We start from the raw sequence: 21,479 nt of genomic DNA on the forward strand, positions 1-21,479 counted from the left end.
GCAAATTAAGGATTTTGGTATGTTTTTTAAAAGGGAATTGTCAGTAGTTATTAACTGATTAAAATTGACAACAACGGGTGTTTTAAAATTTAGTTATTACTCCTTAGATTTAAGAACACCTTGCATTTCAATTAACTTCCCATCAATATCGCCTGGAATTGGTAACCCCAATATATCACACATTAATGGATAAATATGAATATTTTTTACTGAAGGCATCACATACCCGTTTTTAAAGGCAGGACCATTCGCATAAAAAATACCATGCATATCTTTAAAACTGGTATCATACCCATGCACTCCAAATACAGCATTGGGGTTTTTAGAATTCATGGTTTCTATACTAGTTTGCTTAGTGAAATAATATCCTAAATCTGGCAGCACTTGAATAGCTCCCCAGTTTTTATTTTTAGGTACATATTCAAACCCTGGCGTATTTTCAGTTTTATAGACTTTAAAATTGGTCTCTTTCTTTTTCAAATAGTTATAAATAGAGTCAATTTTCGTTTTATCTTTAGGGTATATATTTACAATCGCACCATTGCTAATTGTTAAAAACAAGTCATCATTTTTTATGCTCTCAATCGGAATATAATTTTTCACAGGAATAGCAGTCATACCATGATCTGATACAATTATAATATTAACAGGAAGTCCTGTTTCTTTAACTCCTTTAAACAAATTACCTAAGGTCTCATCTAAATCAAAAAGAGCCTTTTTTATTTTTTCATTGTTATTAGGGCTAAATCGATGCCCTATATCATCCATATCAGAAAAATATAAAGTAATTAAATGTGGCCTTTCCTTTGCTGGTAGTTTTAACCACTGCAAAGCTTGAGCAACGCGAACTTCATTTTTTACACTGCCATCATATCTTTTGTAATAGGTCGGTCTAATACCTTGAACATCAGCTTCAGAACCAACAAAAAAATAGCTTGCTGTTACCATATCTGCTTTATCTGCTTGTACCCAGATTGGTGTGCCTCCATAAAAACTTCCATCTTCAACCATATCACGATTTCCAATTTTGTAGATCACATTCTTTTCATAACTGTAAAAAGAATTCCCTAAAATACCATGATGCTCGGGATACATACCTGTTGCTATAGTGTAATGATTAGGAAATGTTTTAGACGGAAATGAAGGAATTAAAGATTCTGCTTTCACCCCGTTTTTTATAAAACTAGTTAAATGAGGTGGTTTAAATCGCTCTACATAATCCCAACGAAAACCATCAAGAGAAACCAATATGAGGTACGGTTTTGCTTCTGAAGCTTTTGAATTGACAGTAAGTGATGATGTATCATTTAAATTAGCTCTTGTTTTACAGGATGATATAATTGCTGCACTTATAAATAAAAAAAGTACATATATAATTTTTCTCATTGTCATTTAAATCTTCTTTATGAACAGTTAGTTGTATATTTTGATTCTATAAAGTTAATTTTTTTGACAAGATGGTAGATTAAAAAACTATTAACATTTACTCTTATAAACTATTTAAATGAAAGTCTTTACAGTTACCACTTACGAAGTTTATTTAATTCCTCTAAAGCAGCTAATTCTTCTTCTGAAACCACTTTTAGAAACGATGGATGTTGCTCGATAGCGTATTCAATTTTAGTCACAATATCTTCAGTGGTGTCATTTTCGTAATCTATCTCTAACGGGGCTTTAATTTCCATAGATTGTAGAATATTTTTCTTTTTCACCCGTAGGCCCTTTTTATCAAATGACCGTCTAAATCCATCAATAACGATTGGAATCACTACTGGCTTGTAACGTTTAATTATATGTGCTGTTCCTTTTCTAATAGGTTTAAAAGGGGTTGTTGTTCCTTGAGGAAAAGTAATTACCCAACCATCCTCTAAAGCTTTACCTATATTTGAGATATCACTCATTTTTACTTGCCTATTGACTTCCTTCCCCTCTGCTCTCCAGGTTCGCTCAATGCTAACCGAGCCCACATAAGCCAAAATTTTTGGCAACAATCCAGCTCTCATGGTCTCTTTGGCTGCTACATAATAAATATTAAGCTTAGGATTCCAAAGGTAACCTACGTTTTTTATGGAATCTACTCGACCACTCAAACTCGCATTAAACACGTGAAACATTGCCACTACATCAGCAAAATAAGTTTGGTGATTTGATATGAAAAGTACGTTTGTATCTGGTAAGTCTTTAAAAATATCTGACCCTTCGATTTGCAGTTCATTAAATCCTCTAAAACGTCTATGGGTCATGATTCCAAGAATTCTAATCAACCATTTTTTTACAATAAGAATATGCCCAAATGGATTTCGTTTAAACAACGCCATATATCAGTCTTCAATTAGTTAGTTGTTTACAAATGTAATAAAACTATAAATTACATCAATTGTTTTAATAGGTCTTTAACCTCACTCAAAATCATAGCTGTTGCCCCCCAAACGATATGTCCGTTTAAAAAATAGGCAGGCACCTCAACATCAACACTATACGAGGTTGCTACTTTTTCTAAAACTGTTACGTCTTCACTAAAAAAATGTTTTAATGGTATTTCAATAATATCCTCAACTTCGCTTTCTTCTTTTTTAAAAGAAGGTTTTTTGTCTAAAACTCCAAGAAAAGGTTGTACATAAAAGTTGCTAGGTGGTATGTAAACCTCTGTTAAAGGTGTTACAACTTTTATATCAGAAATAGGCACACCAACTTCTTCAAAAGTTTCTCTTAAAGCAGCATCTTCAAGGGATGTATCAGTAGCTTCAAGCTTTCCACCAGGAAACGACACTTGTGCGGAATGTACACCTTTGTAGGTTTTTCTAAGTATTAATACAAAATTGGTTTCCTGGTTTTTATCTGGATAAAAAAGGGCTAAAACTCCTGCTTTTTTAGCATATTTAACAGCGTCCTTATGCTTTTCTAACAATTCTTTTCTAAAAGGCGGCGCCATTTTAAACTGAGATGTTTCGGCTGGGAGCGGTATATTTTTTATTTTTGAAATCGATAGTAAAAATTCATCAAAATTCATTTATGAGACTTATTTGGCTAATATGTATTTGTATTTTATTTCTGAATTGTGAAGATAAACATTCTAAGAAGAAAAAAAAGGTAGAAATAAATCAAACAACTACAGAACAAAAACAGGTTATTAAAGACACTATAGAAGAGACTAAAAAGACCTATCCAGTTTTAGATGGTCTTCAAAACGCTATGGAATTCTTTTTAGAATATGACAAGCATAACAAAGAAAACAAAGTACGTTTGACTACTGATTTTGGAACTATTGATATTTTGTTGTTTAATGAAACCAAATTTCACCGAGCCAATTTTATCTATTTAACAAAACGAGGCTATTTTAATGGAACACAATTTTACAGAGTTATTGACAACTATATTATACAAGGAGGAAATAGTGATGATGTAAAAACAGCTAAAAAACGTGATAAAATAGGTAAGTACTTATTGCCGACAGACACCAACAGAGGATACACACATGAACGCGGCGTTATTTCGATGCCTAGTAGTGATATTGAAAATCCTTATAAATTAGCTTCTCCTTATGAATTCTTTATTGTACAGCAACATGGTGGCTCTCATTTTTTAGATGGTGATTACACGGTTTTTGGCAAAGTAATCAGGGGGATGGATGTGGTTGACAAAATAGCTGCTGTTAAAACTGATGATGGTGATTGGCCCATACATAATGTTTACATTAGAAAAGCTGAAATTATCAATTAATCTCTATAGATATTTGGTAATCTGATTTTAAATTTAACAGCAAGGAGTCTTATTACAATTACAACAATTCCTGAAATTACAAATACAATATTACTGTCTATAGGTAATTTAATTAAAAGGAAATAAACTACACCGCCTGCAATACAAGCTGTGGCATAAATTTCTTTTCTGAATATAACAGGAATTTCGTTACATAAAATATCTCTTATAACTCCTCCAAAACTGGCCGTCATAGTTCCTAAAGCAATACAAATTATAGGATGTAATCCCGCACTAAGTCCTTTTTCTATGCCGACTAATGTGTATAAACCAATACCAATAGTGTCAAATAGAAATAAGGACGTTCTTAAATAGTTTATTTTACTTCTAAAGATAATTGCAAAAATAGCCGAAGCCATAACAACATAGCTATAGGTCATATCTTTCATCCAGGTAACGGGCGCCTCGCCAATAAGTAAATCTCTTAGAGTTCCTCCTCCTACTGCTGTAACAAATGCAATGATTAAAACTCCAAATAAATCCATCCGTTTATTAAAAGCAACTAACACCCCCGAAATAGCAAAAGCAATGGTTCCTAAAATATCTATAGTATAAAACATATGTTTTTAAGTTGTGATTGTAGTCACATATCTTGAGTATAATAATTATAATCCTTTAAAATCGCATCAATAAACTCTATATCTGTTTTTTGTTTTACTTCTTTTATATCAACGACTTCGACAAGCTTTTTTCTTAATTTTATTAGCGTCTGATAATCTCTTGACGCTCTTGCCACAGTAAAGGTATCTTTTATTATTCGTGCATCATTATCAGACAATTTAATAACATTGGGATACGTTGGCCTGTAGTCTTCCTTTAAATCCTCTAAAATAGTGTGATTAATGGTCACCTTATCTTTTAATGCAATAACAGCAGTTCCTGCAGCCATATCACCCAAACGTTGTGTTTTTTTATTAAACATCATCACAAAAAAACCTAAACCAAAAACATAAATATCAACAATTCTAAAAAACCAACGCACCGCATAATCAGAAATAGACGCTTGGTATCCGTCAATTTTAACGACTTGTATTTTAAGTGCACGCTTACCAAGAGTTTGTCCTTGTAAAAAAGATTCTAAAGCAAATGTATAAAACATAACAGGCAAACTAAGAATAGTATTAATACCTATTTGTGACCATTGATCCATGTTTTTAAAAGCATCAAAAACATTTGCAACCACAACCAAATACCCTATTTTAATAGCTAAATCAATTATAAAAGCTAGCAAGCGCTCTCCTGCTCCAGCAGCCTTAAATTTAATTTTTACATTTTGGGTCGTGTTAATTTGTAACTCTGACATTTTATATTTTAATTTAACAAATATATGAGAGAAGTTTCATTCATAAAGCAAAATAAGGAAAAATGGCTAAGTTTTGAAAAAGCCATCTTTAATAATGACTTTAAAGATCCTGATGAACTTGCCACACAATATATACATTTAATAAACGATTTAGCCTACGCACAAACCTATTATCCTAAAAGTAGGGTTATTGACTATTTAAATCAGTTAGCGGCAAAAGCGTTTCAAAAAATTTATAAAACAAAACGGGAAGACACCAATAGAATTGTCGCTTTTTGGAAAACCGAAGTCCCATTAATTTGCTACCAATACCGTAAATTTATTTACGTCGCCTTTATTATTTTTTTCGCATTTACGTTTATCGGAGCTATTTCAGCTGCCAATGATGGTGAGTTTGTTCGCTCTATTTTAGGTGATAGTTATGTAGACCAAACGCTTGCAAACATTGAAGCTGGAGATCCCGTTGCTATTTATAAAAGCGGAAGTAATTGGGGTAGTTTTATAGGCATCACTATTAATAATTTAAAAGTAGGCGTTATGTCCTTTGTTTTGGGTGTTTTTGGTGGTGTGGGCACCATTTATATCCTATTTAAAAACTGTATTATGTTGGGATCTTTTCAGTATTTTTTTTATGAAAAAAATGTGTTTTGGGAAAGTGTTCGTGGTATTTGGATTCACGGCTCCATGGAAATTTTTGCCATTGTTATTGAAGCTGCTGCAGGATTTCTTCTTGGTGCAAGCATTTTATTTCCGGGCACACATTCTAGGTACACCTCATTTAAACTGGGTGCAAAAACTGGTATTAAAATTTTAATCAGTACATTTCCATTTACATTTTTTGCTGGTTTTTTAGAAGGATTTATAACACGTTATTCTAATAGCATGCCCAATTGGTTATCTGTTAGTATTATAATTATCACACTAAGTTTTATTAGTTTTTATTACATAATTTATCCGTTTAAAGTCCATAAAGAAATAATTCAAAGCCCTATTTAACCTACATATCTAATTGATACCAAATAAAATTCATATTATTTTTCTGCTGTTCTTAGGCTTCACTAGTATTCAAAATAGTTATGGGAATATTCAACAAACCCCAAAACACATCAGAACATTTGATCAAAATTTCAAAGAACAGTATTCAGATAAGAAATATAATTATGAAGGAAAAGAGATTGTATCAACTGCGAATTCAGGTTCTGGAAAATATGAAGATTATAAAAAAAATGAGAACCCTCATTTAAAAGAATCGAATGATCGAGAACATTTTACTATCAATCTAGGACCGTTCAGCTGGTTGTTTTATCTAGTTATTATCATTGCTGTTTTATATTTAGTTTACATTCTATTAAACGAAGGAGGAACGGGCCTATTTTCTTCTAAACAAAGCAAAAAGCTTGATAACCATGAGGAAATCACTGCCGATAATATTCAAAATGTGGATATCAATGCGCTCATACTTGATGCCGAAAGCAACAATGATTACCGGTTAGCCATTAGATACTATTATTTGCTTGTTTTAAAAACATTAAGTATAAAAAACCACATTAAATTTGAAGAAGACAAAACCAATGCTGAATATTTAAATGAGATTAACTCGAAACCTTTCTGCACTACATTTTCATACGTGTCTTATTTATACAATTACATTTGGTATGGCAAGTTTCCGCTGAATATAGAACAATATACAAAAGCTAAAGGTGATTTTGTAACGTTATTAAATCAAGTAGAATAATGAAGAAAGTTCTCCCTATACTTATTCTTCTTGCTGCCTTAATTGTTACCGCTGCCATAGCCATTGGTGTAAAACGAACCAAAACCGTTGATTGGAGAGAATCATTCAACGAAAAAAGCACCAAACCATACGGCGTAAGTGTATTTTATAACGAGCTACCAAAACTTTTTAAAAACGATACAGTAAGAACTGTTTATTATACGCCTGCAAGTTATTTAAAAGCTAATTCTGAAAATGGAGATGGCGATCATGTAGCTAAAGGCAGTTTTATAATTATTGGAAATTCAGACTATTTAGATGACGAATCTATTGATGAATTATTGCACTTTGTTGATACAGGAAACACCCTTTTTATATCAGATTATTATTTCAGTCAAAAAATTCATGATACTTTAAGTATCGATATTGATTATGCTTTAAACAAAAAAGACAGCATCTCTTATATGTCTTTTGAAAACAAAAACCTAAAAAGCACAATAATCGATAAAAATGTAGGCGTCAATTATTTTTCTAGTTTCGATTCTATTAATTGCCACATTTTAGGATATGTTAAAACAGACGAAAAACATGTTAACTTTATTGATGTATCTTTTGGGAAAGGTCATATATATTTGCATTTAGAACCTAAAGCTTTTACCAACTACAATATTTTAAAAGACGACCGCTATAAATATGTAGAAGGTGTTTTGTCCTTTCTACCAGAAAATGATGTCTATTTTGATTCGTATACCAAAATTCAATCAGGCTATGGAGATGCCGAAAAAAAATCTAATTTAAGTTGGTTTTTAGAACAACTATCTTTTAAATGGGCGTGGTATACCTCTTTGATTTTCACTCTTCTATTTGTGATTTTTAATGCAAAACGCAGACAACGAATTATTAAAATAATCAAACCTCTGCCAAATACAACCATTGCTTTTGTAAAAACAATATCGAATCTATATTTTGACACGCAAGACCACAAAAACCTAATCGAAAAAAAAATAACGTACTTTTTAGAAAAAATTAGAACCGATTATAATTTAGACACCTCTGTTTTAAATGATGAGTTTATTTTAAAATTAGCTTCAAAAACTGGGAAGAAAAAACAAGACGTAAAAACACTCATCAATTATATCAAATTATTAAAATCTAAAAAAGAGTTTTTTGAAGACAACCTCATCATACTCAACAAACATATAGAAGCTTTTTATTCAAAATAATTATGGAAGAAGAACATAAAGACCCAGAAAATCACAGTGATTTTTTACCAAACCCTGAAACAACATCACAAAATGAAACTGTTTCAGAAGAAAACACTACCAATTTAGAATTTCAAAATCGTTTAGATGTATCTGAATTACAACATAGCGTTATCAAAATTAAGCAAGAAATAGGAAAAGTTATTGTTGGACAAACAGATATGGTAGACATGCTTATTGCTTCACTTTTAGCTAAAGGTCATTCATTAATTGAAGGCGTTCCAGGCGTTGCTAAAACAATCACCGCCAAACTAATCGCCAAATCTTTGAGTGTTGATTTTAGTAGAATTCAATTTACGCCCGATTTAATGCCAAGTGATATTTTGGGAACCTCTATTTTCAATCTTAAAGACTCAGAGTTTGAATTCAAAAAAGGACCTATTTTCTCCAATATGATTCTAATTGATGAGATTAACCGTGCGCCTGCAAAAACACAAGCAGCCTTATTTGAAGTTATGGAAGAACAACAAATAACCATTGATGGCAATAAATTTAAATTAGAGGCGCCGTTCATGGTTTTAGCTACGCAAAACCCCATAGAACAAGAAGGCACTTATAGATTACCAGAGGCACAATTAGACCGGTTTTTATTTAAAATAGATGTCGATTATCCAAATTTAGATGAAGAAATTGAAATTTTAACAAAAGAACATCTCCTGAAGGATGCCATTAAAACGGACGCTATTTCACCGTTTTTAACCGCTGCACAAATTTCAAACTACCAAAGTTTAGTCTCACAGATTTTGGTTGAAGAACATTTACTAAAATACATAGCAGAACTTATTGTAGCCACCAGAAATAATCAGTTTTTATATTTAGGCGCCTCACCAAGAGCTTCTATTGCTATTTTAAAAGCCAGTAAAGCCTTTGCAGCTATGTCTGGTAGAGATTTTGTAACACCCGAAGATATTAAAAGAGCTGCTATTCCAGTGCTTCATCATCGCGTTATAGTCACTCCAGAACGCGAAATGGAAGGCATAACCAGTAAACAAGTTATTACACAAATTATTGAAACTGTTGAGATACCAAGATAATGTTTAATTAAAATTTAGAACCATGTTTAAAACTCCTTTTTCCTTTAACGGAAGAATTAGAAGAACCGAATACGGATTAAGCTATTTAATTTATATTGTTATTTATATCGGATTATCTGGTCTAGTCGCAGAACTAAACGAAAATTTATCTGTCCTATTTTTAATTATTTTGATACCATTGTTATGGTTTATGTTGGCTCAAGGAGCCAAACGCTGTCATGACAGAGGTAATAGTGGCTGGTATCAACTTATTCCTTTTTATGGTCTTTGGATGCTTTTTGCGGATAGCGATTATGGACCAAATGAATATGGAAATAATCCAAAAGGAAAAGGAAACCACGACAACATTGACGAAATAGGCGTCCCTGTTGAAAATGAATAATTTAAAATAAAATTTCTTTATCCAGAAACTATTGAGATAGCTATGAAACTTATAAAACCATTATACATACAACCCCGTTTTTTCTATGTTGGCATTGGCATCGTGGTTTTGTTTAGTTTAAGTTATTTTATCCCTATTTTGTTCAATATTGCTCAACTTTCAATCTTAGCCTTAATAGTTCTTTTTATTTTAGACTTTTTAATTGTTTTCATCGGAAAAAATAATATTGAAGCCGCTAGACTATTGCCTGATAAGTTTTCAAATGGTGACAACAATTCAGTTGAATTATACATAAATAATAACTATCCCATTTCCATCTCTTTAGAAATTATTGACGAAATTCCGGAGCAATTTCAGATGAGAGATTTTAAACTAAAAGCTGCTGTTCCACCTAAAACATCTAAATCTTTAACGTATTATTTAAAACCTACTGAGCGTGGCGAATACCACTTTGGTCACCTCAACATATATGCTGCTTCGGTAATAAATTTAGTAGCAAAACGATATACCTTCAACCAAGGTGGCATGGTGCCAACCTACCCAAGTTTTAAACAATTAAAAAAGTTTGAATTATTAAATATCAATCAAAACTCATTAGATTATGGTATAAAAAAAGTAAGACGACTTGGTCATACTATGGAATTTGAACAAATAAAAGAGTATGTGCTAGGAGACGATTTACGCACCATAAACTGGAAAGCTACCGCTAAGAAAAATCAACTAATGGTTAATCAGTTTCAAGATGAAAAATCACAACCTGTCTATTCAATTATTGATAAAGGACGTGTCATGAAAATGCCTTTTAATGGTTTAAGTCTTTTAGATTATTCTATAAATGCATCCTTAGTTATTAGTAGTATTGCTTTAAAAAAGCACGATAAAGCCGGGGTACTTTCTTTCTCTAAAAAAGTTGATAATATGATAGTAGCCCAAAGGCGAAACTCTCAAATGCAACTTATACTAGAAGCACTTTATAACATGAAGACTGATTTTTTTGAAAGTGATTTTAGCAGATTATACGGAAGTATTAAACGCCAGCTTAATCACAGAAGTCTTATTTTATTATACACCAATTTTGAAACTTTAGGTGGTTTAGAAAGACAATTACCGTATTTGAAGGCTATTGCTAAAAGTCATTTACTGGTTGTTATTTTCTTTAAAAATACAGAATTGAATAGTTTAATTAATGATAAAGCAAAAACTATTCAACAAGTATATGATAAGGTGATTGCTGAAAAATTTGCTTTTGAAAAACGTCTTATTGTGAATGAGCTAAAAAAATATGGTATCTATTCAATACTTACCACCCCTGAAAATTTAACAATTGACACCATTAATAAATATTTAGAAATAAAATCTAGAGGCCTATTATAATAAAAAAAGAGCGTTAAAAACGCTCTTTTCTCTAACTAACTAAACTATTAATCAATCTGTTTTAAATTAAACAGTTTCGCTTAACCAAGCTTTCATCATCCAAATGGTTTTTTCTTGCTCTGTAATAAAGTCACTCATCATAGAGTTTGTTCCTTCATCATTAGCTTCATCAGATTTATCTAAAATTTTTCTTTCAATTTTAAGTAGTTCACTTAAAGAATCTACTATCAGCCGAACCGCTAAATCGTCTTGAGAAACGTTTTTACCGACTGGGACTTTTGAATGTGCTGTGTAATCCTCAAATGTATGTAATGGGGTTTCACCTAAAGTCAAAATACGTTCAGCTATAGCATCTACTTTCAAATTTGCATCTGTATATAATTCTTCAAATTTTACATGTAAATCAAAAAATCTTTTACCTTTTATATTCCAGTGAATACCACGTAAATTTTGATAATAAGTTTGAAAATTAGCTAATAACATATTTAAATCGTTAGCTAAATCTTTTGTTTTTTCTTGGTCTAATCCTAGACTATTAAGTTTCATTTTGTATTGTTTTTTAAATTCACTACAAATTTAATCTATTATTAACACACATTCACATAGATTTTATTGATGCTTTTTATATCTTTATAGTACAAATCAATACAAATGACTATTACGCAATTATACTATGTTTTAGCAGTAGCTGAACAACAAAATTTTACAAAAGCAGCTGAAAAGTGTTTTGTTACACAACCAACACTTAGCATGCAAATTCAGAAATTAGAAGATGAATTAGATGTTCAAATTTTTGACCGAACTAAAAAACCAATTGAGCTGACTGATGTTGGCAGAAAAATTGTAACTCAAGCCAGAAATATTGTTAATGAATCTTACAGGATTCAAGATATTGTAGATCAACAAAAAGGGTTTATTGGTGGTGAATTTAAACTAGGTATTATCCCTACCATTATGCCCACCTTGTTGCCTATGTTTTTAAAAACATTCATTAAGAGACATCCAAAAGTTAAGCTTAAAATAGAAGAATTAACTACCGAAGAAATTATTTCAAGAATTATTGATGGCCATTTAGATGCCGCTATTGTAGCCACTCCTTTAGAGCAAGAACTCATTAAAGAACGTGTCTTGTATTATGAGCCATTTGTAAGTTATATTCCTAAGAGTCATAGACTTCACCAAAGTAAAAAAATTGATGTTTCTGAATTAGATCTCGATGATATGCTGCTCTTAGAAGATGGTCACTGTTTTAGAGATGGTGTTATTAATCTTTGTAAAACATTCAAATCTCATACTGAAGATAAATTTCAAATAGAAAGTGGTAGTATAGAAACATTAATTAAATTATCAAATGAAGGTCTAGGAATGACCCTTTTACCATATTTACACACCCTAGATGTTAAGGAGTCAGAGAAAGGTAATTTACATTATTTTAATGAGCCAACCCCCGCAAGAGAAGTAAGTATTATATACCATAAAAGTGAATTAAAAATGCAAATAATAGAAGCGTTACAAAGTATTATAGCTGGTATTATTAGAGGCGCTATTGCTTTTCAAAATGTTGAAATAATTAGCCCGTTACCTAAATAAAAAAGAGCGACTAACGTCGCTCTTTTATTAAGGTTTTAAATAAACTAAACATTGGTTTAATTCGGGGTTCTGCCGTACAAGAGAATGAATAAATATTTTAAGTTCTTCAATCTCATAAGGTAATAATCTTTCGATTGCCTTTTGTACTTCTCTGCAGAACAACGCTGCATCAAAACTAACTTTTTTAAGAACAGTTTTGGTGTACTCTAACATTGCTCTTGCCATAATATATATTGAGGTTTTGGTTATAAAAAATTATAAAGTAAAAATTTTCAATAGGCAAGTCTTTAAAATTTTTGCTTTATAAATTTAATAAAAAAATTAATAGGTTAATGATTTTTTAAAATAAATTAACAATTAAAATCTGTTATCACCATCCAGTAAATCCCCTATTCCTCCTAAAATACTGCCCTCACCTTTATTTTTTCCGCCGCCTTTTGGAGCAGACGCCAAAACACGACCTGCTAATCTGCTAAATGGTAATGATTGAATATACACAGTTCCCGGACCTTGTAATTTTGCAAAAAAGAGTCCTTCACCTCCAAAGATGGTATTTTTTATACCGCCAATAAACTCAATATCGTAATCTATATGTTGTGTAAAGCCTACGATACAACCCGTATCAACTCGAAGCGTCTCGCCTGCTTGCAACACCTTTTTTGCCATGGTTCCTCCCGCATGCACAAACACCAAACCATCTCCTTCAAGCTTTTGCATAATAAAGCCTTCACCTCCAAAAAGACCACGACCTAAACGCTTACTAAATTCTATCCCAATGCTTACACCTTTAGCAGCGCACAAAAAGGCATCTTTCTGACATACAAATTTGCCTCCAAACTCTGTTAAATCAATAGGAATAATTTTCCCTGGATAAGGAGATGCAAAAGAAACTTTCCGTTTTCCAACCAGATTATTATAAAAGGCAGTCATAAATAAACTTTCTCCCGTAAGAATACGTTTTCCCGCTCCTAAAATAGACCCTAAAAACCCTTCGTTTTTAGTAGAGCCATCTCCAAAAATGGTTTCCATTTTAATGCCGTCGTCCATCATCATAAAACTTCCTGCTTCAGCAACAACGCCCTCCTGCGGATCTAGTTCTATTTCTACATATTGCATTTCTTCGCCATATAGCTTATAGTCAATTTCGTGTGCATTCATATTTTAAAGTTTTTGTTAATTCTATTATATGTTGAACTTGAGATGATTTTGTTACACTAAAAAGAAACCTTTTAACTTTTATTTTTCACTTTAATACTCCATTCAAAATTAAAAGTTGAAACCACAATACCTTCCTCGTTAACACCTATAGATTGCATCCAGATAGTTTGTCCCTCTCCTGTTGCTATCGTGTTTTTAATGGCATCATCTATAAGATGCCCATCCTTACACGTAAAGGTTATTTTACCAGTTGCTTTTTTGGTAAACGTCGCATTATTGGTAGTCACTAACATAGATATACGCTGACCCGAATCTTGTATTTTCCCAATCATCAAGGCGCCTGTAGAAAACTCTGCCGCCATTCCTTGTACTGCCCAAAACATGGATTTAAAAGGATTTTGATTGATCCATTTATACTTTACAGTTACAATACTCTGTTCATCATCAATATATTTAGTTCTAACACCACACAAAAAAGCTGAGGGCAATTTAAAAATAGTGTACACATTTAGTTTTCTAGGTGTTATATTCATTATTTGTTATTTATTTTTCCACTAAAATATTGAAAATAGTTCATACTTCAATTTGTTAAAATTTTGTTAAATTTCAGTACTATGTGTTGCATAATACCTTCCTTTAGATATATATTTGTATAAGATATTATTATATACTTTTAAAATCATGTTAGATAGTCATCAAAAAAACATCGCAACTTTTATTCATTTATCAACCTTTAGTAGGTTTATAATTCCGTTAGGAAACTTTATAGGACCAATCATCCTTTGGGTAAGTAATAAAGAAAAATCTGAATTTGTAGATGCTCACGGCAAGCAGGCTATTAACTTTCAAATAAGTATTTTACTGTATGCCATCATTTTAGGAACCATTAGTATTCCATTTTTTGTTTTCAATATTTTTAATGGAATGGATTTTATTGATTTTAACGGCTTTGAATCCTTCCATATTAATATAGGAAAACCGTCTCCTCTACTTTACATTGGTGGAGCACTAGGTGGACTTGCCGTCCTTGGTTTTATTTTAGAGCTAGTTTTTATAATAAAAGCAAGTTTAAAAGCTAGAGATGGCGAATTATATGAATATCCGTTAACAATAAATTTCATCAAATAATCAATCATAAATCAATCAAAAAATGAACAGTTTCACAATATTTAAACGCTTTAGAACATGAAGATAGAAAACACAAAAGCACAAATGCGTAAAGGTGTATTGGAATACTGCATACTCTCGGTCTTAAAAGATGAAGACGCGTACGTAGCAGAGATTTTAGATACCCTAAAAGACGCCAAGTTGCTTGTTGTAGAAGGTACTATTTACCCTTTACTTACAAGACTTAAAAATGCTGGACTTCTTAATTACAGATGGGAAGAATCAACATCAGGACCACCAAGAAAATATTACGGTTTAACAGAAACCGGAAAGCTTTTTCTAAACGAATTAAATACCACTTGGAGCGAATTACAAAACGCCGTTAACCTAGTAACCAGAAAAAAATCAACAAAAAAATGAATAAAACAGTCAACATAAATTTAGCAGGTATATTTTTTCATATTGATGAAGATGCATACCAAAAACTTCAACGCTATCTTGAGGCTATAAAACGTTCATTTACAGACTCTCAAGGTCGTTCAGAAATTATTTCAGACATTGAAGCTCGTATTGCAGAACTTTTTAGCGAGCGTGTAAAACACGACAAACAAGTTATTGGCAACAAAGAAGTAGACGAGGTGATTTCTATCATGGGACAACCAGAAGATTATTTGGTTGATGATGAAATTTTTGAAGATGAACCTCAACCAGCACCTAAAAGAAAAACATCACCTTCAAAAAAACTATTTAGAGATACCGACAACTCATACATTGGTGGTGTTGCATCTGGTTTAGGACACTATTTAGGCATCGATTCTGTTTGGATTCGCTTAATATGGTTATTGTTAGTTATTGGATCTGGAGGAACCTTTATATTAATATATGTGCTGTTTTGGATACTGGTTCCTGAAGCCAGAACTACAGCTGAAAAGTTAACCATGACAGGAGAACCTGTTAATATTAGCAACATCGAAAAAAAAATCAAAGACGGGTTTGATACTGTTTCTGATACTGTTAGTGATGTAGCAAAAAACGTTACAGACTCTTTTTCTGGTGCTGCTAAAAATGTTTCAAACGCTGCAAAAAATGTAGATTTTAAGAAACAAAGCAGTAATATCAAATCTAGTTCTAAAACATTTTTTGATACCATAGGAGACCTTATCATGCTTCTCTTTACTGTGTTTGCAAAATTTATTGGTGTTATTTTAATGATTACTGGAGCAATTGCTTTAATTGCATTAATTGTAGGCTTGTTTTCTTTGGGAGTTACCAATATTGTTCATATTCCAGGTTTAGACTTAGTTGATATTGCAAACGTAGGAAACACACCTATTTGGCTAGTGTCCTTATTAACCTTTTTCTTAGTTGGAATTCCGTTCTTTTTCTTATTCTATTTAGGATTAAAAATTTTAGTTAACAACTTAAAATCTATAGGTAACATTGCAAAATTTACACTGTTAGGTGTTTGGATACTATCTATCATTGGATTGGTTATTGTAGGCATCAGACAAGCAAGTGAACACGCTTTTAATGAACATGTTGTTGAAAAACAAGAGTTTTATATGGCACCTGCCGATACATTGAAAATAAAAATGGTTAATAATGATTCCTACGGAAGTTCATATAGAAATAATAGTTCTTTTAAGTTTGCTAGAAATGAAAATGGAGAACGTGTTATTTTCTCTTCAGATATTAAAATTATTGTAAAATCCACAACAGATTCTTTAGCAACCATAAGTATAGAAAAATCGGCTGATGGTAGTGATTACAGTTCGGCTATTGAGCGAGCAAAAAACATCCGTTACAACTATGCATTTAAAACAAATGAAATTCTTTTAGATAATTATTTAACAACAGAAGCTAAAAATAAATTTAGTGATCAGGAAGTAGCTGTGATTTTGTATTTACCAGAAGGAATTATTGCCAACTTTAACCATAATACACGATCGTTTTTAAATTACAGAACCTATAATGGTAACATTGTATCATCAAGCGATTCAGATCATTTCTTAAAAATTATTGAAGATGATGTTGAATGTTTAGACTGTCCAGAAATAGATGTTTCCATTGAAGGCGAAAAAGATGGAATTAAAATAAATAACGACGGTATTGAAGTTAAAGTTGATAGTAGTAGTTTAAAAATTAACAACAAAGGCCTAAAAGCCACAAGTCCTGAAGTAAAAGTAAACATTGACAATAACGGTATAAACATAAAATCAGATACTAAATAAACAATTCATCCTTAAAAAACCACACTTCAGATATTTAAGTTACTAATCAACAACATTTTATAAGATATTTGAACTATAACTAATCATCAATCAAAAAACGAACAATTATGACCACACTATCAAAAATCATTGTAACCACCTTATTAAGTTTTTTACTTTTCTCTTGCAATTTCGATATGAATTTTGGCATCGGAGTTACAGGAAATGGCAATGTACGCATACAAGACCGAGCGTTGAATGAATCCTTTAATGCTATCGAGGCTAGTCACGGACTTGACGTATTTTTGACACAAGGTAATGATGAAAATATTGTTGTTGAAGCCGATGAAAACTTGCTAGAACTTATTAAAACTGAAGTGAAAAATAATGTTCTGTACATTTATGCTGAAAAAAATATAGGACATGCTACTTCTAAAAAAATCATGGTGAATTTTAAAGAGATTTCTAAAATATCCTCATCTAGTGGAAGTGATGTTGTTGCTACAAACACAATTACTGGTGATTATTTAGAATTAAACACGTCTAGCGGAAGCGATATGACACTAACAGTTAATACTACAAATCTTAACTGTAGTACTAGCAGCGGAAGCGATTTACACCTTTCTGGAAAAACAGATAAATTAACAGCAGATGCCTCTAGTGGAAGTGATATTAAAGCTGCTGATTTAATGACTCAATCAAGTCGTGTTTCAGCGAATAGCGGTGCAGATATTACTGTAAACACCTCCAAAGAATTAACAGCAGATGCCAATAGTGGCGGAGATATTACGTATTACGGAAACCCTAAAACAGTAAATAAAAATGGTGGTCCTTCGGGAAGTATCAATAAACGTTAATCAACCTTTTTAAACCAATCAAAGAAGCCTAAAGTAAACTACTTTAGGCTTTTGTTTTAGTAAAATGACACATGATTTTTCATACATCCTTAAGATTATTGGAAAAACTAGTCTCATTTTATAGTTTATTTTTCCTTTTCACGATTTTCCAATCGGTATCGATCTTCCTCTTTGCTTTCACGCAGCATATCTTCTTCATTATCCATTTCAGGTGATTCGTTTAACGATTTCCAATCAAATTGTTCATCAAACGGATCTAACGCTTTTTGCGGATTGAAAATTCTTGGATCAACTTCTATTGCATTATATGGTTTGTAATCCGGAGTGCTTGTAAAAAAGTCTGATAAATCTGTGGCGCTCGCATCATATTGATTTAAATATGGTAAATCCAAAACATTCCAAAACGTCTTAAAGAGACTTCCAAAACTATAATGTACATGGCTTACATAATCTCGTTTTACCCAAGGAGAAATAAGCATTAGCACACTTCGGTGAGCATCAACATGATCAACGCCATTTTGCGCATCATCTTCAGTAACAACGATAAGCATATCTTTCCAATACGGTGTTCTTGATAAATATTCGACAATTCTACCAACAGCCAGATCGTTATCTGCCATGTAGCTTTCTTTAAACGGATAACCAGCTTCGGGTCTGTCTCCTGCACCGTGATCATTTGGAATAATTACTGTTATCATTTCTGGCATAGAATCTTTGCCTTTTACCCATTTTTCATCAAATTCTTTTTTAAACTGATCGATTCTAAATTGATCTGGTATAGATGTGTTATAGGTTGGATACATTTTAGAAGTGCGTGTAAACAAAGGTTGAGGCATAGGGTAATTTACAAACTGTTTAATGCCGGTATACTTAAAGTCTGCCTCATATAATGCGGGTTCAAACATGATGCTAAAACCAAAATTGTAGAAATCTACATGGTTACGCTCCAAATGATCCCACATAGAACCTGCTTCATTATAATCTTCTGGATAAACAGCACCTGCAGCACCATTCATAGCAAAAATACCAGGTGCTTTAGATTTTGGTTTAAAATTTCTGTTACCACCATAACTCGCTGCCGTAGCTGTTTCGCACCATTCGTTAGGATAGGTGTTTACCAACCAACGGTGCCCATCGGCAGACACATCAGAATCCACATAAAAATTATCGGCTAAACCAAACTGTCTTGCCAACGCTAAATGATTGGGCATTACTGTAGCATCGGTAACAGAATCTGTTTTATTTCTATTTGTAAAAGATGCATGCTCTCCATATCTGGCTAAAGATTCATCTCCATTTCCTTTTTTTATTTGTCCGAAAATCTCATCATAGGTTCTGTTTTCTTTTGAAATAAACACGATATGTTTTATCGGACTTACTTTTTCTCCTGGATATAATGGAATGGGATTATCTTTTCTCTTTTTATAAATAGTATCGGTTGATTTTGTGAACTTAAAATTGTTTGAAATAACTTGATCCGTCGTACTTTTTAGTTGGTCATCTGAAGGAATATCAGCCACTTGAACCGTTCCTTTCATTAACGAACCAATATAGCTTCCTTCTGGCCCTATTTTAAATGACTTTCCTCCGTTTGGACCACTTCCAAATCCTTTGGCATTGGCTATAACGAGTTTTTTACCATCATTCGTTACTTCAATTTTTGATGGAAACCAGCCTGTTGGGATATGACCTAACACCTTTTGGTCTTCAACATTAATAACGCCAACGGCATTAATTCCAGATTCGGCAACATACAATCGTTTTTGGTCTGGACTGATGGCTAGTCCAAACGGAATAACACCTCTAAATTGTTTTACTCGGGCATCTGGTTTTAATGAAATAGTGTTTACAATAGTGTCTTTTTTTATTGAAATTACCGAGATATTATCGTTAGTGGCGTTGCTAACAAATACATAATCATTAGTTGCCACAATGGAGTTAGGACTAGACCCTCCAACGGCGGGAATGCCTTCAATCATAGCACCTACTAAATGCCCTGTCTTAATTTTTGCAACTACTTTTGGGTTCGCTTTATCTTCTAAACTGATAGCAAATACAGAAAAGGCATCAATAGCATTAACATCTCCTAACCCTTTAATATTTATCGTGTCATTTTTAATACCTTCAACCATTTCTTTGGAACCATAAGCAGATGCAGGATAACTAATAGGAGTAATTTTAGCATCTTCTTTATCGCTGTCTTTTATATATGAATATTGAAACATCCCAACATTAGCTACATACACTTTTTTCTCATCGGGTGATAAACAAATTCCGAATGGATACCGTCCCACAGGAACAGATTGAGTTAGTGTTTTGCTCTCAGTATCAGCAATAATCATTCTAAACCCAATTTGATCGACCGCATAAACGGTTTTTCCGTCTTTAGATAGTTTTAAATCACCTATATATCCATCGGAATAATCATGATTTTCAGATTTAGAGGAGCAATCAATAAATCCTTTAGATTTTCCATTTGTCAAATCAAATAAATAAATTTTATTTTCCTGTCCTCCAGCCACATACACCGTTTGATTATCTGGAGAAATAGCTAATCCCATAAAAACAGAAGCCAAAATCCCTTTATCAGTGGATGGAGATGGCGGAATTTGTTGAAGTTCTGGGTGATTTGATAAAATATTTCTAATGATTGTAATTGATATTGGGTTGGTACCAGAATTTGATGTAACTGCTATATTACTGTCTGGGCTTAGTGTTAATCCGTAAGGATGTGGAGCTGTAATAATACTTTTTCCTGAGGGTGTAATAAATCGCCCATTAGGGATAACTGTTTTACCCTCTGGATTGATTTTTGTTATCTCATTACCAGCAGGTGCTGAAATAAGCCAAACACCATCATCTACCTTTTTTTCTGAATTACAACCAAACATTAAAAGCAAAGCCAACAATTGGATTATTTTTTTCATTGATATATGCCTTATTATTTGTTTAAAAGATTACTTCTATAAACTTAGACACATATTAAATAAAAGACAAACTTTCTTATATAATATTTAAGACTTTATCAAATTCATTTAAAGTACTAAAACAAATACGATATGAAATAGAACAAAAAGAGATTGAATAAAAGAGTGGTTAATTCAAATTACCATAGTAGAAAAAAAGCCTTGTAAATATATTTACAAGGCTCTTTTTATTCATTTTTAGTCGGGGTGGCAGGAAGCCTCCTTCCCTACACTATGCGCTATATATCAATCATTTACAATCTTAAAAAACAATCTGTTAGCCGATTTGTTGACGGGGTTATAAATGACCTCAAAATAAATTACTTTACCTACTGGTTCTATAAAGATAAATATTATTTAAAACCAAAGCAAAATAAATGGTAATGAAATTTATGAAAGCTCACTTGAACTTGAATTTCATAATTGTTCAAGCCGCTTATTTGGGAGGATTCAATTCAGTTAATAAGACTTATACTTAATCTAAATGTTATTTATTCATTTTATGTTAGATATGAATTGTGATCTAGCTTTCCCATCAATTTTTAAACCTCTACTAGAACAGTATTTTTTCAATTTATCTAAATCGACTATAAAGTCATTTACAATCAAGCCATTAGAAGTCAAACTGTGCTTAGTCCTTAAATATGATTTGTGCCAATCTTCCCATGAGTTAAGACCAACGTCCATGTGTCGAGTAGACAAGGGGAGTTTCACCCCGAGCCTCTCACAGAACCGTACGTGATAGTCTCCCATCATACGGCTC

General features: G+C 32.2%; 22 protein-coding genes. 12 read left to right on the top strand and 10 right to left on the bottom strand.

Going from position 1 to position 21,479, the window contains the following annotated elements:
- Nucleotides 1–96: 96 nt before the first annotated feature.
- The 3 genes from G5V56_RS11255 to G5V56_RS11265 all read right to left on the bottom strand — a co-directional run bounded on the left by G5V56_RS11255 (nt 97) and on the right by G5V56_RS11265 (nt 3,010).
- Nucleotides 97–1,386: an alkaline phosphatase family protein gene (locus tag G5V56_RS11255; protein WP_166964994.1), complete on the bottom strand. Its 1,290-nt coding sequence runs from the start codon at nt 1,384–1,386 to the stop codon at nt 97–99.
- A 134-nt stretch (nt 1,387–1,520) separates the two neighbouring features.
- Nucleotides 1,521–2,318: a lysophospholipid acyltransferase family protein gene (locus G5V56_RS11260; protein WP_166964996.1), complete on the bottom strand. Its 798-nt coding sequence runs from the start codon at nt 2,316–2,318 to the stop codon at nt 1,521–1,523.
- A 50-nt stretch (nt 2,319–2,368) separates the two neighbouring features.
- Complete coding sequence (locus G5V56_RS11265) at nt 2,369–3,010, bottom strand: NUDIX hydrolase (protein WP_166964998.1); 642 nt, start codon at nt 3,008–3,010, stop codon at nt 2,369–2,371.
- Nucleotides 3,011–3,012: 2 nt separating this feature from the next.
- Here G5V56_RS11265 and G5V56_RS11270 point away from each other — a divergent pair, with 2 nt between their 5' ends.
- Nucleotides 3,013–3,720: a peptidylprolyl isomerase gene (locus G5V56_RS11270; RefSeq protein ID WP_166965000.1), complete on the top strand. Its 708-nt coding sequence runs from the start codon at nt 3,013–3,015 to the stop codon at nt 3,718–3,720.
- Here the strand turns inward: G5V56_RS11270 and G5V56_RS11275 are convergent.
- Nucleotides 3,717–4,319, bottom strand: coding sequence for a trimeric intracellular cation channel family protein (locus G5V56_RS11275; RefSeq protein ID WP_166965002.1), 603 nt, complete (start codon nt 4,317–4,319; stop codon nt 3,717–3,719). The genes G5V56_RS11270 and G5V56_RS11275 overlap by 4 nt on opposite strands.
- Before the next feature lie 23 nt (nt 4,320–4,342).
- Complete coding sequence (locus tag G5V56_RS11280; protein WP_166965004.1) at nt 4,343–5,062, bottom strand: RDD family protein; 720 nt, start codon at nt 5,060–5,062, stop codon at nt 4,343–4,345.
- Between the two features lie 24 nt (nt 5,063–5,086).
- Here G5V56_RS11280 and G5V56_RS11285 point away from each other — a divergent pair, with 24 nt between their 5' ends.
- From G5V56_RS11285 to G5V56_RS11310, 6 genes are read left to right on the top strand one after another with little or no spacing between them, the layout of a single operon-like run.
- Nucleotides 5,087–6,058, top strand: a complete 972-nt coding sequence (locus G5V56_RS11285) for a stage II sporulation protein M (protein WP_166965005.1) — start codon at nt 5,087–5,089, stop codon at nt 6,056–6,058.
- A gap of 13 nt (nt 6,059–6,071) precedes the next feature.
- Nucleotides 6,072–6,797, top strand: coding sequence for an ATP-grasp domain-containing protein (locus G5V56_RS11290; protein WP_166965007.1), 726 nt, complete (start codon nt 6,072–6,074; stop codon nt 6,795–6,797).
- A complete protein-coding gene (locus G5V56_RS11295) occupies nt 6,797–7,999 on the top strand; it encodes a DUF4350 domain-containing protein (RefSeq protein WP_166965009.1) in 1,203 nt (400 codons plus the stop codon). Before G5V56_RS11290 ends, G5V56_RS11295 begins: the two co-directional genes overlap by 1 nt.
- A 2-nt stretch (nt 8,000–8,001) precedes the next feature.
- On the top strand, nt 8,002–9,072 hold the full coding sequence (locus G5V56_RS11300) for an AAA family ATPase (RefSeq protein WP_166965011.1): 1,071 nt from the start codon (nt 8,002–8,004) through the stop codon (nt 9,070–9,072).
- A gap of 22 nt (nt 9,073–9,094) precedes the next feature.
- Nucleotides 9,095–9,454: a DUF805 domain-containing protein gene (locus G5V56_RS11305; protein ID WP_166965013.1), complete on the top strand. Its 360-nt coding sequence runs from the start codon at nt 9,095–9,097 to the stop codon at nt 9,452–9,454.
- A gap of 42 nt (nt 9,455–9,496) precedes the next feature.
- Nucleotides 9,497–10,828, top strand: coding sequence for a DUF58 domain-containing protein (locus G5V56_RS11310; RefSeq protein WP_166965015.1), 1,332 nt, complete (start codon nt 9,497–9,499; stop codon nt 10,826–10,828).
- A gap of 66 nt (nt 10,829–10,894) precedes the next feature.
- Here the strand turns inward: G5V56_RS11310 and G5V56_RS11315 are convergent, their stop codons facing one another.
- The gene (locus G5V56_RS11315) at nt 10,895–11,374 is read right to left on the bottom strand and encodes a Dps family protein (RefSeq protein WP_166965017.1); all 480 of its coding nucleotides are present in this window, start codon (nt 11,372–11,374) and stop codon (nt 10,895–10,897) included.
- Nucleotides 11,375–11,479: 105 nt separating this feature from the next.
- Between G5V56_RS11315 and G5V56_RS11320 the strand changes: the two genes are divergently transcribed.
- Nucleotides 11,480–12,418 (top strand): LysR family transcriptional regulator, encoded by a 939-nt coding sequence (locus G5V56_RS11320; protein ID WP_166965019.1) that lies wholly within the window; start codon nt 11,480–11,482, stop codon nt 12,416–12,418.
- A 27-nt stretch (nt 12,419–12,445) separates the two neighbouring features.
- Here G5V56_RS11320 and G5V56_RS11325 read toward each other — a convergent pair whose 3' ends face one another.
- The 3 genes from G5V56_RS11325 to G5V56_RS11335 all read right to left on the bottom strand — a co-directional run bounded on the left by G5V56_RS11325 (nt 12,446) and on the right by G5V56_RS11335 (nt 14,109).
- Nucleotides 12,446–12,643, bottom strand: a complete 198-nt coding sequence (locus tag G5V56_RS11325) for a hypothetical protein (protein ID WP_166965021.1) — start codon at nt 12,641–12,643, stop codon at nt 12,446–12,448.
- 132 nt (nt 12,644–12,775) lie between these two features.
- On the bottom strand, nt 12,776–13,576 hold the full coding sequence (locus tag G5V56_RS11330; RefSeq protein WP_166965023.1) for a TIGR00266 family protein: 801 nt from the start codon (nt 13,574–13,576) through the stop codon (nt 12,776–12,778).
- Nucleotides 13,577–13,647: 71 nt separating this feature from the next.
- The gene (locus G5V56_RS11335; protein ID WP_166965025.1) at nt 13,648–14,109 is read right to left on the bottom strand and encodes a DUF4442 domain-containing protein; all 462 of its coding nucleotides are present in this window, start codon (nt 14,107–14,109) and stop codon (nt 13,648–13,650) included.
- A 148-nt stretch (nt 14,110–14,257) separates the two neighbouring features.
- Between G5V56_RS11335 and G5V56_RS11340 the strand changes: the two genes are divergently transcribed.
- The 4 genes from G5V56_RS11340 (at nt 14,258) to G5V56_RS11355 (ending at nt 17,750) form a co-directional block, all read left to right on the top strand.
- Complete coding sequence (locus tag G5V56_RS11340; protein ID WP_166965027.1) at nt 14,258–14,704, top strand: DUF4870 domain-containing protein; 447 nt, start codon at nt 14,258–14,260, stop codon at nt 14,702–14,704.
- A 57-nt stretch (nt 14,705–14,761) separates the two neighbouring features.
- Complete coding sequence (locus G5V56_RS11345; RefSeq protein WP_166965029.1) at nt 14,762–15,103, top strand: PadR family transcriptional regulator; 342 nt, start codon at nt 14,762–14,764, stop codon at nt 15,101–15,103.
- Nucleotides 15,100–16,914, top strand: a complete 1,815-nt coding sequence (locus G5V56_RS11350) for a PspC domain-containing protein (protein WP_166965031.1) — start codon at nt 15,100–15,102, stop codon at nt 16,912–16,914. Before G5V56_RS11345 ends, G5V56_RS11350 begins: the two co-directional genes overlap by 4 nt.
- A gap of 107 nt (nt 16,915–17,021) precedes the next feature.
- Nucleotides 17,022–17,750: a head GIN domain-containing protein gene (locus G5V56_RS11355; RefSeq protein ID WP_166965033.1), complete on the top strand. Its 729-nt coding sequence runs from the start codon at nt 17,022–17,024 to the stop codon at nt 17,748–17,750.
- 125 nt (nt 17,751–17,875) lie between these two features.
- Here G5V56_RS11355 and G5V56_RS11360 read toward each other — a convergent pair whose 3' ends face one another.
- A complete protein-coding gene (locus G5V56_RS11360) occupies nt 17,876–20,677 on the bottom strand; it encodes a bifunctional YncE family protein/alkaline phosphatase family protein (RefSeq protein WP_166965035.1) in 2,802 nt (933 codons plus the stop codon).
- Nucleotides 20,678–21,479 lie beyond the last annotated feature (802 nt).

It is taken from the genome of Yeosuana marina (assembly GCF_011762485.1).
In the GTDB taxonomy this organism is placed as follows: Bacteria; Bacteroidota; Bacteroidia; order Flavobacteriales; family Flavobacteriaceae; genus Yeosuana; species Yeosuana marina.